Consider the following 13,329-nt stretch of genomic DNA (forward strand, 5'->3'; position numbering starts at 1 on the left):
TCCTTAGCGATTCTGCTCGGGGTTCCATTGGCTGTAGCGCTGGCCCCGCAGGAACTGCCAGAGCCCGATGCTCATGCCCGCCAGCGTCACCAGCACGAACGCCGCCAGTCGAAAGGGCCGGGGCAACCGGTGGCCGGCGTCCATCAAGCCGATCAGTGCCATGGCGTAGCCGAGCAACTGCGCCACCAGGCTCAGGCGATAGAACGGATGGTCGTCCCACAGCCAGGCGTTGCTCAGCAACAGCGGCAAGAGCAACACTGGCGCGAGGCGGCGGATCAATTTGTGGCTGATCAACCCGATGGCGTAGAGACCGTGACGCAGCGGGTTAAGTAGCTCCCGGCGCTGGGCCAGGCTCTGCAACCCGCCCACGGTGACCCGCTGGCGGCGGCGAAACTGCTTGTCGGCCTCGTCCACGCCCTGGTCGGTCACCCGGGCCCGGGGCACATAGACGATGGACTTGCCGGCGGCCGGCGCGCAGGTGCTGAGGAAAAAATCATCGTTGACTTGCGCCGGTATCGGTTGGAACAAAACCCGGCGCAGCGCCAACAGGGCACCGTCGGCCGAGACCATGCAATCGGTGCGGCTCTCCACCCGCCGCAACCAGCCTTCGTAGTGCCGATACAGGCTATCGCCCAGGCTCAGGCCCTTGCCCGGCACGGGAATCTCCATATGGCCGGCACAGGCGCCAACCTCAGGATCCCCTAGCGGTGCCAGCAGATGGCCGAGGGTGTCGGGAAACCATTGATTGTCGGCATCGGTGAACACCAGGATGTCGCCGCTGCTGTGGGCCACGCCGGTATTGAGGGCGGCCGCCTTGCCCTGGCGTGGCAGGTCGAGCACGGTAATTCGCGGGTCGATGACGTTGCGCGCGCAGGCCACCGTGTCGTCCGTGGAACCGTCACTGGCAAGGATGATTTGCAGCGAGCGCGCCGGGTAATCCTGGGCCAGCAGCGTGCGCAATTTCGCTTCGATGTGCCGCGCCTCGTTATGGGCAGCAATGATGATGCTGACGTCCATGGGCACTGCCGTGATGTAGCGGCGTACCGGAAACAGCGGAGTGAGCAAGGTCAACAGCACGGGGTAGCCGAGGTAGGCGTACACCGGTAGCAACAGGCAAGACCAATACAGATATTCAGCCACGGGCAGGTCTCCTGGCGTTCCGTTGGAAAAGATTGAGCAGCAGCGCGGCACCGGTCAGGTGCAGGCGCACCCCGTGCAAGGTCCACAGTTGCAAGGCCAGGCGCGGGTCGCGTTGGCTCTGGCGCAGGCTCAGCACCAAGGCCGGCAATGTGCTGATGAACAACAGCATCAGCCCCAGGCGCGCCTGGCCCTGAAGCAGGGCGATCAGTGCCAGCAAATCCATGCCCCAGGTGCCAATGGACAGCGCGGGGAAGCGCAGCAGGCGCAGGCTCGGCCCGTGGCTGCGCAACAACTGCCAGTGACTGCCCTGGCGCCACAGCTCCTTGCTCATCCATTCGCGCCAGCTGCCTTCATAGCCCCAGTGCAGGGCCACGCTTTCGTTGACCAGCAACAACTGCGCACCGGCCTGGCGCAGGCGCAGGGAGAAATCCTTGTCTTCACCCGTGCGCAGGGTCTCGTCGAAACCGTCGACCCGTTCGAACCAGGCGCGACGCATCAACAGATTGGCGCTGGGTAACCATTGGACGCGATGCAAGGGGCGGGAGCCCGGACGCTGACTGCGGCGCTGCCAAGCCTGTGCGAACCACGGCGCTTGGCCGGGCGTGTCCAGGTCAAGCCCCAGCACATCGCCCTGGCGGCCTTCCATTTCGAGCAGTGACTTGAGCCAGTCGGCCGGCATTTCCATGTCGGCGTCGATGAACGCCAGCCATTCCCCACTGGCGACCGCCGCGCCACGGTTGCGCAGGGCACCGATGTGCACGCCAGGTACGATCAACACCCGCGCGCCCAGCTCGTTGGCGATGCGCGGGCCATGGTCGTCGGAGCCGTTGTCCACCACGATCAACTCGCAATCCTGCCGCGCCTGGCGAGCCGCTTCCTGCGCCGCCAGCAGTGTGCGGCCGATGTGCCGGGCCTCGTTGTACATCGGGATAATGATGCTTACGCGGCTCATGAACGGGCCTCCCGCGGCTCGGCCTGTTCGGCGTCGTAGCGCAAAATGCTGGTCAAGGCGAGCATGATCCACAGCAACTTGTGGTTCGGCGCGCTGAGGAACATCAGGAACAACGCCAGCGACAGGAAACTCATGCCCAAGTGCGTCAGCAGGTCCGCCTGGGCCCAGTCCCTACGCCGGAGCCAGAGTTGGCGCGCGCGCATCAGGTTATAGAGGCCCAGCCCAATCGTAGCGACAAACATCAAGCCGCCTGGTACGCCGATTTCGCTGAAGATTTCCAGGTAGGTGTTATGGGCCTGGCGGTACAGATCGCCCATTTTGCGATTGGCCGAGAATGCTTTCGCGTAGCCGGTGGGGGCGTAGTGCTGCGGAAACGTCCCGGGGCCGGAACCGAGAATCGGGTTCTCTCGGATCATCTGGCTGCCCACCACAATGTAGGAGGCGCGACGACCCAAGGAACCGTCCTTGTGGGCATTGGTGCCGGAACTGAGGATGCTCAACGACTGGATGCGCGCCACGTAGCCAGCCGGCATCACGGCGACTGTCACCGGAACCATGAGTGCCAGGCCGAGCATCGCGAACCCCAGGTGCCGAGGACGTATGCGAGGTAGCTGCGCCCGATAGTGATACAAGCCGATCATCAGACTGAGCAACAGCACAACCAGCCCTGAACGCGATTCTGTCTTCGTCATCCCGCCCAACAACAGGATGAAAGCGCCACCCCAGAACAACCGGTGCAACAGGTTCTGGCTGCGTAGGGTCAGCAGCAATGCCAGCGGTACGGTAAAGGCAATCAACAGTGCAAAGGCGTTCGGGTCTTCCAGCAAACCCGAGGCGCGGCCCTGATCCTGGTACCGGGCTGAAAACATCGCGAGCACGCAGGCCGTGGCGACGCTCACCGTCATCAGCCGGGCGAACATATCCAGGTTCAGCTCGCGACCGATCAGCAGCGCGATCACAAACAGAATCAGCCCTACGGCGAGTTCTCGCAGATGCGTCAGGGACACGCCGATGTTTTCCGAGATCAACAGGCTCAGGCCATACAACGCCATGAAGCCGAGCAGCGGCTTCCAGATATTGCTGCGCAAGCGCGTCCCAGGGATCTGGTGCAAGGCCAACTGCAGCATCAGGATCAGGATCAGCGCCACGCCGAGGAATTTGCTGCCGGAAAACGCGTTGTCCTTGAACAGGCCTTCGAACGGCAGCAGCGCGGCAATGCCTAGCAAACCCCAGCTGGGCTTGCGGTACAGCATGGCGACGCCCACCAGGCCGAACACTGCGCCCGGTGCCAGGAACGGATAAGGACTGGCCAACAATGCCAGGCAGACCAGCCCCAGCAGACTGACGATCGAGAGCGGGACGATCATGGCCGAGCCTCCCGTGCCGTGCGGATATAGAGTTGTGACCAGCGTTCGGCCAGCGTGCGCAGGTCGTAGCGGTCGCGTTGGGTGCACCGCGCGTTGTCGGCGAGGATCTGCGCCAGGGGCGGTTCGCTGAACAGCGTTTCGATCTGGCTGGCCAGCGCCTCGCTGTCGGCCGGTGTAGCGAGCAGGCCGTTGTGGCGGTCTTGCAGGATATCGGGAATGCCGCCGACGCCGAACGCCACCACCGGCACGCCGGCCTGCATGGCTTCGAGCAGGATCATCGGCGTGCCTTCGGTGCGTGAACTGATCACCAGCGCATCGAGGCGGCTCCACCAGCCGTTCATGTCTGTCTGATAACCAGGCAGTTCGATGCGCGTGGGCAGCCCGGCATCGGTGATGCGTTTGAGCAAGGACTGGCGTTCCGGGCCGTCGCCAAGCATCACCGCGTGCAGCGACGCATGGCGCTGGCACAGCGGGATCATCGCGTCGAGGAACAGGTCCGGGCCCTTCTCGCTGCTCAACCGACCGACGTAGCCGACCCGCCAGCGCTGCCTGTCGGCGTGGTGGGGCAGCGGCGTCGTGACGGCGGGCAGGCCGTTGGGGATCACATCGAGTTTTTCCGCCCGCACGCTGGCCTGGCGGTGCAGCGCCGCGATGCTTTCGGCCACGCAAACCACGCGCTTGACCGGCGCGGTACGGCACAGTTGCAGGCTCAGCCACGTATAGAACCGCTGCTTTGGACTGCGCGGCGTGAAGCCGTGCTGGGTAATCACCAGCGGCAGGCGCAGCATCGTGGCCGCCGACCAGCCGAACAACAGACCCTTGAAGTTGTGGGTATTGATCAGTGGTCGCTCGGCGCGCCGTTGCCGCAAATGTTGCAACAACTCGGCCCAACTGGCGCAGTGGTGGCAATCGACTCCGGCCTGGCGGAACCGCGTGATCAAGGTCGGCGGCGCCGCCAGAAACACCACCTGATGTTGGCCGGGTGTCGCCAGGCAATGATCGAGCAGCATCCGCTCGGCCCCATAGAAGCCGCCGCTGTCGAGCAGATGAATGATCGACAAGGGGCTGTCATGGCGGGACGGGCCGAACGGCGCGTTCAATTTCTCACCCAATGGACAAGGCTGGGCAGGCTCCAGTTGCGGTGTGGATTGATCTGCTCGGGTGACTGCTCGTTGATCACCAGCAAGACCGGCAGATCCAGTTGCTGGCTGATTTGCGCTGGGTGCTTGAAGCGATGGTCGAAGAACTCACGCACGTAGACCAGGGCGATCGCCAGCAGCAGGCCACTGAACATGCCGAAGACAATGATCAGCATCGGCTTGGGAAAGGCCGCGGCGGTGGGTTCGAACGGCGGGCTCAGGACCCTGGCGTTGGACAGGTCGTTGTCCAGCGAACGCGCGGTGCTGGCCTCGGCGAAGCGTTGGGCATACGTCGAGAAGGCCGCATGCAGGGCGTTGATCTCGGTGTCCATCTGCCGCAGCTTGCTCTGGGTTTCCTGCAACTGGTGGATGCGTTCCTTGAAGGCTGCGATGCGTTCGACTTTCTGGTTGATCACCGAGCTGACCACCGCCAGGTCGGTGGTGCGTTCCTGGATGCGGTTGTTCACCACTTTGAGGAATTGCTGGCGAGTGCGCACGATCTGCTCCCGGGCCAGCAGCATCGGTTCGCTGCTGGGTTGGAAGATCGCCAGGTCGTTCATGTAGCGGCTCACCTGGCTGGTCAATTGCTCGCCCATTTGCCGGATTTCCCGGTCTTCGAAGGCAATGTTGTCCACGGTGGTGGTGAAGGTGAACGGGAAGGTGTAGTCGTTGAACCGCGAGCTGTTCGCCGCCGCCAGGCTGGTCTTGAGGTAGTCGAGCCAGCGTTGGCTTTGCAGCAAGCGATCCTGGTACAGGTTCAAGGCCTGTTCCTCGGTGTTGATCGCATTCAAGCGGAACGTGATTTCTTCCTTGGGATCGGAAGAGCCGACGCCTTCAAGCAGCGTCAGGCGGTTGCCTTCCAAGCCGTCAAGGCGCGTCTGGTATTGGGCTTTCTTCTGCTCGTAGAAGGTCTGCGGCAGTTCGATCGACTGCAGGTCCTGGCGGTTGCTGAGGTAGTTCTGCAGCAGTTGCGCCACGAACCGGGTGCCTTGGGCCGGATCGCCGAAGCTGTAGACGATGGAGATGACGTTGGAGCCGGGCAGGGTCTCGATCTTCAGGTTCTCGATGGCCTCGTCGGTCAGGGTATCGAGCACGGTGTCGCGCACCGGATCGACCTCAAGCCCCAGGCCATCGCGCAGCGGGTTGACGACGTACTCGCGCAGGGGCTGGGTGATGTAGCGCTTGAGCGGTTCACTCACCCATTTGTTGAGAATGCCGGGACTTGGGGTGTATTCACCCTGTTCGCGCAGGACACTGATGGTCTGCCGGATCAGCGCCGGCGAGCGCAGGATGTTGCTCTCGGTTTCCATGTCCGCCAGGGACGGCGGGATGAAGGTGGCGTTTTCCTGGTTCAGCGACGTGGTGGCGTCGCCCTGGGAGAGCTTTTTCGACTGGACGATCACCTGGGCGGTGATGTCGAAGCTCTGCTTGAGCATCAACGGCAGCACCAGGGCGATCATGGCGAAAATCAGGAAGACGCGCTTCACCCACTGCTTGTTGGCAAAGAAGATCCTGAAGAACTCGTGCAGATAGTTTTCCTTGGGGTTCATGATCATTCACCTGGGTCAGTTGCCGCTGCTGTCGTTGTCGAGGTCGTAGCCGAAGCTGACGCCAACGCCCTGGAACAGCACCACGTCGGCCAGTTGCCTGGCCATTTCACCGGCTTTGGCCAAGCCGGTCTTGGGCACATACAGCATGTCTTCCGGTTGCAGGTAGGCGATCTGCGAGGCGTCACCGCTCAGGGCCTTCTCCACGTCGTAGTGGCGGGCTTCAACCTGATTGCCGTTGCGACGCATGATCACCACCGAGTCGAGCCTTGCCTTGACGTTGGTGCCACGAGCCAGGGTCAGGGCCTCGAGGACCGAGATCGGCCGGCGGATTGGGTAGGAACCCGGCTGCGCCACTTCGCCGAGGACATAGATCTCGTTGCCGGCGGTGGACTTGAGCAGCACATCCACCGTCATGTGGCCGGGCAGCTGCGCGTAGCGCTCGTTGAGGAAGGTTTCCAGTTGGGTGACGGTCATGCCTTGCAACGGCACCGAGCCGATTTCCGGGAAGCTGGCGTAGCCATCCCGGCCCACGATGATTTCCCGGCTCATGCCCGTGGCCGGGTGGGTCAGGGTGTTGCGCAAGTTCGTCTCGCCGGACAGCGGGCTCGTCACCAAAACGGTCAATTGGTTGCGGTTGGGTTGGAACAGCATCTTCTGGTTGTAGGCACGCTGCACCGCCAGACGGGCTTCGTCGGTGGTCAGGCCGGCGACTTTCACCGAGGTGTTGGCGCCCGGCAGTTCGATGCTGCCGTCGGGCATCACCTGTTGCGTGCCGTTGAGCTGGCTGGCGGCGGTGAAGTTCAAGGCAACCTGATCGCCAGGTTGTACTCGATAAGCCTGGGACGAGGTGGTGTCGATGTGAAAAATCACATCCAACACATCCTGGGGCCTCAGGGTTTGTTCGACCCTGGGCATGTCGGTGGCCTGGGCGTTGGCCGGCGCGGCCGTGAGGATCTGCACCGGCATCGAGCGGGTATCGGTGGTGCTGGAGCAACCGGCAAGCGGCAGCAACAGCAGGACAAGCATCTTGGCGTTCATCTCGTCATCCTTTTGCAGGCTTACAGGTTGTTGTAGAGCCACTTGGGCATGTAGTACTTGCGGCGGTTGAACACGCTGCCGACCACTTTCGCGCCGGCTTGGGACAGGCGCTGGCGGGTGGCCTGGGCCACTTCCCAGCGGGTGTCTTCACCGCGCACCACCAGCACCACGCCATCCACCTGGGTGCTGAGCACCAGGGTGTCGCTGGCCGAATACACCGCGTCGCCGTCGATCACCACAAAGCGGTATTGCGCCGCCAGTTGCCTGAACAACGGACGCAGGCGCTCGGGGCTCAGGTGGTCGGCATTGCGGCCGAGGCGACCGTGGGGCAGCACGTCGAAGGGCAGGCTGGACGCCTGCACCACGCAATCCTGCAACAGGGGCGGGGCAAGGCTGTTGAACAACAGGTCGGTGAAGCCGCGCTCCTTGTGCAACGACAGCTGTTGGCTGAGGTTGCGCGGTGACTGGCTGGCATCCACCAGCAGGACGCGACCGTTGCTCATCTGCGCCAGTTGCGCGGCGAGTGCCATGGCGCTGGTGCTGGTGCCAGTGCCGGTGTTGGCGGACGTCAAGAGCAGGATCCGCAGGGAAGGGTCGAGCACGGTCGAGGTCAGGTTGGTCTCGCTCGGGCTGGCTATGGTCAGGATATTCGTTGAACCGTCCATTTAACTCGCTCCGTGGCCGCTGAAAACTTTGAAGGGGGTTAGCATCAGGATCTTCAAATCCAGCCATAGGCTTTGTTCAGCGATATAGCTGAGGTCCAATTCCACGCGCTGGTCGAAGTCGATATTGCTGCGCCCGGAGATCTGCCACAGGCCGGTCATGCCGGGGTAGATGCTCAGGCGCACAAGATGGTTGTCCTTGTAGCGATAGGCGTTGAACGAGGTTGGCCGCGGGCCCACCAGGCGCATGTCGCCAGTCACTACGTTGATCAGGTTCGGCAGTTCGTCGAGGCTGCTGCGACGCAGGAACCGGCCGATGGGCGTGATGCGCGGGTCGTTGTCGATCTTGAAATCGATGGCATCGGCGCCGTGTTTGTTGAGGTGACGCAGCGACTCCTTGAGGGCCTCGGCGTCGGCGACCATGGTGCGGAACTTGTACATGCCGAACACCCGCCCGCGATAACCGGTGCGCTTCTGTACGAACAGCACCGGGCCCGGGCTGGAAAATTTGACCAGCAGTGCCAGGCCCAGCAACAGCGGGCAGAACACCACCAGGATCGCCAGCGCGCCGAGGCAGGCCACGACACGGTTGGTGCGCGAGACCGTCCAGGGCCGGCCGCCGTCGCGACCGGTCAACCATCCACGGCCCTGGCGGTGGATGGCCGCGTCCAGGCGCCTGCGGTGGTCGGGATCGACACGTTTGTCGCGCCCGGGGGCGTTGATCTCGATGGCTTGTTCATGTCGGGTCATAGACTCCTCCGCTGAGGTTGGGCCGCGAGCGGCGCGTGGGCAGGCAGTGGGTAGTAATCGAGGAACCACTGGATGAAACGACCCAGGCCGTCGTCCAGTGCGATGCACGGCCGGAAACCGGTGGCCCGTGCCAGGTCGCTGGCATCGGCGCAGGTGTTGAGTACATCGCCGGCTTGCAGGGGCAGCAGTTCGATGCGAGCGGTTCGTCCCAGGTGTTTTTCCAGCAGCGCGACATAGGTGCGCAGCGCCACCGGGTGCTGGCCGCCGATGTTGTAGATCCGCCAGGGCGCGCGGCTGGTGGCCGGGTCCGGTTGTTCGTGATCCAGCAAGGGCGTGACCTGGGGCGCACGGTCGATCAGGCGGGCGATGCTTTCGACGATGTCGTCGATGTAGGTGAAATCCCGCTGGTGCTCGCCGTGGTTGAACAGTTGCAGCCCCCGGTCTTCGGCGATGGCGCGGGCAAACTGGATCGGCGACATGTCCGGCCGGCCCCAAGGGCCATACACCGTAAAGAACCGCAGGCCGGTGCAGGGAATGCCAAACAGGTGGCTGTAGCTGTGGGCCATCAGTTCGTTGGCTTTTTTACTCGCCGCATACAGCGATAACGGGTGGTCGACATTGTCCTGGACTGAATAGGGAATGCGCGTGTTGGCGCCGTACACCGAGCTCGAGGAGGCGTAGATCAAATGCTTGACGGGATACCGGCGGCAGTTTTCCAGGATGTTCAGGAACCCGGTGATGTTGCTGTCGACATAGGCCTGGGGGTTTTCCAGGGAGTAGCGCACGCCGGCCTGGGCCGCGAGGTGAATCACCACGTCCGGGCGCCGGGTTTGGAACAGTTCATCAATGGCCGGCGCGTCGGCCAGGTCGAGCCGCGCCAAGGGGAAGCTGCCGACCTGGCCGTTCACCCAGGCCACGCGATCGTGCTTGAGCTGCGGGTCGTAGTAATCGTTGAAATTGTCCAGCCCGCACACCCGATGGCCGTCGCGCAGCAGCCGCAGCACGACGTGGGCGCCGATGAAACCGGCTGCGCCGGTGACCAGGATGTTCATGCTTGTGGCCTTGGTGCCAGGGGGCTGGGCACGGTGTGGCGCAGCCCGATACCGCGATACAACAGCCCGGCGGCGGCCAGGTGTTCGGGGTTGTACAGGTTGCGGCCATCGATGATCACCCGGGCGCGCAACTTGCTGGCCAGCAGGTCGAAATCCACCACGCGAAAGTTCTTCCACTCAGTGCAGATCACCAGGGCATCGGCGTCTTCCAAGGTGTCATCGCGGGTCGCGCAGAGATTGAGGTCTTTGCGATAGCCGTAGAGGCGACGGCATTCGGACATGGCTTCCGGATCGTAGGCCTGGACCCGTGCGCCTTCGCGCCACAGGGCTTCCATCAGGTAGCGGCTGGGGGCTTCGCGCATGTCATCGGTGTTGGGCTTGAACGCCAGGCCCCAGATGGCAATCGACTTGCCGGCCAGGCCATCCTGGAACTGCTTGGCCAGTTTTTCGAAGAGGATGTGCCGCTGGCTGTCGTTGACGTCGGTGACGCTGCGCAGCAGGCGCAGCGGCATGCCGCTTTGTTCGGCGGTGTGCAGCAGGGCCCGCAGGTCCTTGGGAAAGCACGAACCGCCGAAACCGCAGCCAGGGTAGATGAAGTGATAACCGATGCGCGGGTCCGAGCCGATGCCTTTGCGCACCGCTTCGATGTCGGCGCCCAACCGTTCGGTGAGGTTGGCCAGTTCGTTCATGAAACTGATGCGGGTGGCGAGCATGGCGTTGGCGGCGTACTTGGTCAGTTCGGCGCTGCGGTTGTCCATGAACATCAGTTTTTCGTGGTTGCGGCAGAAGGGCGCGTAGAGCTCGGTCATCTGGTCGCGGGCCACTGGATCGGCGGTGCCGACGATGATCCGGTCCGGACGCATGCAATCGGCCAGGGCGCTGCCTTCCTTGAGAAACTCGGGATTGGACACGACGCGTACGTTCAGCTGTTTCAGGCCGCGCCGGGCCAATGCCTGGCGGGCGCATTCGGCCACCTTGTCGGCGGTGCCCACCGGCACGGTGGACTTGATGACCAGGGTGCGGTCGCTGTCCATGAAATCGGCGATCTGCCGGGTGACGGCCAGCACATGGCTGAGGTCGGCCGAGCCGTCTTCATCGGCGGGCGTGCCGACGGCGATGAAGATCAACTCGCCATGATTGACCGCGTCGCTGGCCTGGGAGCTGAACGACAAGCGTCCGGCCTTGATGTTGTCTTCGAGCAGATTGGACAGCCCCGGCTCGCTGATGGTTGGCACAGCCTGTTGCAGTTGCCGGATCTTGTTCGGGTCGATATCGATGCACAAAACGCGGTGTCCGACGTCGGCCATTGCAGCCGCCTGGATCAGCCCGACATACCCCGTACCAAATACGCTCACGTCCATTTTTGGCGCGCCTCGCAAACCGAATGATGTAACTCGGATGAAACTGTTTAGAGGGGTATAGCGCAGCTTCAGAAAAGCGTGTCAGCAAAATGACAGTTGTCAGTGTTGGCAATTCATGTGAAATCGGGCCTTTTGATATCAAGTCATTGACTGTCCTAGCAAAGTGGCTGTTTTGCTGGGGATGGCCGGCATTTAACAAAGCGATAGACGGTCGTTATCCATAGATTTTTATATTTTGTTACCTGTTTTCGTGTCGTTTTTGGGGTAACTTTTTTTTGACGCGTGTTGTGGGGGACGTTTCTTGCGCTTTGCAAATCGGCTGCTAACGTGCAGGAACGAAGCGCTTTCGACACCGCGATCCGGGCGAGGAAAACATGACCCGCTACCTCAAGGAATTGCTGCTGTTTTTGTACCTGCTCAAGGGGTACGACGCTTACCTCGAGCGTCTCGACGCGTTGGGCCTGGGCTTGGCGACCGTGCTGTTCGGCGCCATGTTCGTGGTGTTGGTGCTGGCGCTGTGGATGAGCGCCTACATTCGCCAGACGTTGGTGAGGCATGTGTTTGCCTTGGCGTTGTTTGTTTCGGCGGTGTTTTTCGAGGTGTACACCCGAGTCACGGACAGTTACCTGACCTACAGCCAGTTCGTTTCGCTGGTGTACTCGGGAGGCTTTATCCAGGAGGCGGCCTATCAGTACCGCGAGGTGATCATCAACGCGGTGATCGGGGGCTTGTTACTGTTGTTCGGCATCGCTCTCAAACCTCGACGAACGCTGCGAGTGCCCGGTTATCTGCCTGTGGTCGCGCCCGTGCTGGGGGTGATGTTGCTCAGTGGCGTGTTGTTCGTGCGGGCGGGCGAAGGTGCGCGCGGCCTGCCGGTGATGTACACGCCGTTGGCCTATTTGAATCTCCTTGCCTATGAGTCCTTGCACAGCACGATCGGTCCCCGGGAGCCGGTCACCCTAACGCGGCGATCATCCTTGATCGAACAGGACATAGTGCTGATCATCGATGAAAGCGTCGGCGGCAATTACCTGGATATCAACACGCCGTTTGGCGTGCGCAGCGGCCTGAAAACGCCGCCCGAGGGCGTGGATATGTTCAATTTCGGCTACGCGGCGTCCATTGCCAACTGCAGCGCCGATACCAATGTCACCTTGCGCTACGGGGGGACGCGGACCGACTACATACGCATCAACAGCACTCGGCCGTCGATCTGGCAGTACGCCAAAAAGGCCGGCTTGCGTACCGTCTACATCGACGCCCAGCGCACCGGCGGCAACTTGCAGAACCTGATGACCGAACTGGAAAAACAGGACATCGATGAGTTCGTCCAATTCGACCAGACCAGCGTGCGCGACCGCGACATGGCGGCGGCGGCGAAGTTGATCGAACTGCTGGACGATCACCAGGCTGAACTGGTGGTGATCAACAAGGTGGGGGCGCATTTTCCGGTACACGACAAATACCCCGACGACTTCATGAACTACCGCCCGACCTTGCCGCGCGGGCAGTTCCAGGAAGTGGCCGATACCGGCAGCCGCGACGGCTTCGATGGGCAGAAAGATGACTGGTTGCTGTACCGCAACGCGTACCAGAACACCTTGCTGTGGAATGTTGGCGAGTTCTTCAAGCGAGTCTTCCAGCAGGCCGATTTGAGCCGAGCGGTGCTGATTTACACCTCCGATCATGGCCAGGATCTGCACGAGCGTGGCAATCCTGGGCTCAACACTCATTGTGGTGGCGACCCGATGCCCGAAGAGGGGTTGGTGCCGTTGGTGGTGATCCAGGGCCGTCAGTTGGATAGTCTTGATTGGCGTGGCGCCTGGGCGCGGAACAAGGATCGTTCGAGTCACTACAACATCTTTCCGACGCTGTTGCAGTTGATGGGGTATGACCCGGTTGGGGTTGAATCGGTTTATGGCAGGTCGTTGAGCCAGCCGACGGAGGATGAGTTTACGTTCAACTATCGTTTCAACGCGCGGTTGGGGGCGAAACCGGCTTGGAAGCATATTGACCTGGACCATATCGTGACGCCGCAGCCTGGCCAGGCCGAAATGGCGGCGGGGCATTGATTGAAGGCCCCCATGCGCTGGGCTCTTTGTGGGAGCGAGCCTGCTCGCGATGTCGGAGGGTCAGTTTGCGATGATGTTGGATACCCACAAGGTCTTGCACGACCCTGTGGCGAGGGAGCTTGCTCCCGCTGGGTCGCGCAGCGGCCCCAAAAAAGCGATGAGCGCTGCGCACTCAAGCGGGAGCAAGCTCCCTCGCCACAAAAGCGACCCAGCCATCACGCCACGGATTGATCAACGGTAAGCCCT

11 protein-coding genes are annotated in these 13,329 nt (G+C 62.3%); 1 reads left to right on the plus strand and 10 read right to left on the minus strand.

Annotation, left to right across the window (positions count from 1 at the left end):
* Positions 1 to 3: 3 nt before the first annotated feature.
* Genes HU715_RS05700 through HU715_RS05745 form a run of 10 tightly spaced genes read right to left on the minus strand, consistent with a single transcriptional unit; the run spans position 4 to position 11,011 of the window.
* Positions 4 to 1,140: a glycosyltransferase gene (locus HU715_RS05700; RefSeq protein ID WP_186708614.1), complete on the minus strand. Its 1,137-nt coding sequence runs from the start codon at positions 1,138 to 1,140 to the stop codon at positions 4 to 6.
* A complete protein-coding gene (locus tag HU715_RS05705; protein ID WP_186708616.1) occupies positions 1,133 to 2,092 on the minus strand; it encodes a glycosyltransferase in 960 nt (319 codons plus the stop codon). The genes HU715_RS05700 and HU715_RS05705 overlap by 8 nt, the downstream gene beginning before the upstream one ends.
* Positions 2,089 to 3,459: an O-antigen ligase family protein gene (locus HU715_RS05710; RefSeq protein WP_186708618.1), complete on the minus strand. Its 1,371-nt coding sequence runs from the start codon at positions 3,457 to 3,459 to the stop codon at positions 2,089 to 2,091. The genes HU715_RS05705 and HU715_RS05710 overlap by 4 nt, the downstream gene beginning before the upstream one ends.
* Entirely contained in the window at positions 3,456 to 4,559 is a 1,104-nt protein-coding gene (locus HU715_RS05715) for a glycosyltransferase family 4 protein (protein ID WP_186708620.1), read from the minus strand. The genes HU715_RS05710 and HU715_RS05715 overlap by 4 nt, the downstream gene beginning before the upstream one ends.
* Positions 4,556 to 6,148 (minus strand): GumC family protein, encoded by a 1,593-nt coding sequence (locus HU715_RS05720; RefSeq protein WP_186708622.1) that lies wholly within the window; start codon positions 6,146 to 6,148, stop codon positions 4,556 to 4,558. The genes HU715_RS05715 and HU715_RS05720 overlap by 4 nt, the downstream gene beginning before the upstream one ends.
* 15 nt (positions 6,149 to 6,163) lie before the next feature.
* A complete protein-coding gene (locus HU715_RS05725) occupies positions 6,164 to 7,186 on the minus strand; it encodes a polysaccharide biosynthesis/export family protein (RefSeq protein WP_186708624.1) in 1,023 nt (340 codons plus the stop codon).
* Positions 7,187 to 7,206: 20 nt separating this feature from the next.
* A complete protein-coding gene (locus tag HU715_RS05730; RefSeq protein WP_186708626.1) occupies positions 7,207 to 7,851 on the minus strand; it encodes a CpsD/CapB family tyrosine-protein kinase in 645 nt (214 codons plus the stop codon).
* Positions 7,852 to 8,598 (minus strand): sugar transferase, encoded by a 747-nt coding sequence (locus tag HU715_RS05735; RefSeq protein ID WP_186708628.1) that lies wholly within the window; start codon positions 8,596 to 8,598, stop codon positions 7,852 to 7,854.
* Positions 8,595 to 9,650: an NAD-dependent epimerase gene (locus tag HU715_RS05740; protein ID WP_186708630.1), complete on the minus strand. Its 1,056-nt coding sequence runs from the start codon at positions 9,648 to 9,650 to the stop codon at positions 8,595 to 8,597. The genes HU715_RS05735 and HU715_RS05740 overlap by 4 nt, the downstream gene beginning before the upstream one ends.
* On the minus strand, positions 9,647 to 11,011 hold the full coding sequence (locus HU715_RS05745) for a UDP-glucose dehydrogenase family protein (protein ID WP_186708632.1): 1,365 nt from the start codon (positions 11,009 to 11,011) through the stop codon (positions 9,647 to 9,649). Before HU715_RS05745 ends, HU715_RS05740 begins: the two co-directional genes overlap by 4 nt.
* Before the next feature lie 374 nt (positions 11,012 to 11,385).
* Between HU715_RS05745 and HU715_RS05750 the strand changes: the two genes are divergently transcribed.
* Positions 11,386 to 13,083 carry a sulfatase-like hydrolase/transferase gene (locus HU715_RS05750; protein WP_186708640.1) on the plus strand — a complete coding sequence of 566 codons (1,698 nt, stop codon included), beginning with the start codon at positions 11,386 to 11,388 and terminating at the stop codon, positions 13,081 to 13,083.
* The last annotated feature ends 246 nt before the right edge of the window (positions 13,084 to 13,329 follow it).

The sequence above is a fragment of the Pseudomonas zanjanensis genome (genome assembly GCF_014268745.2).
GTDB lineage: Bacteria > Pseudomonadota > Gammaproteobacteria > Pseudomonadales > Pseudomonadaceae > Aquipseudomonas > Aquipseudomonas zanjanensis.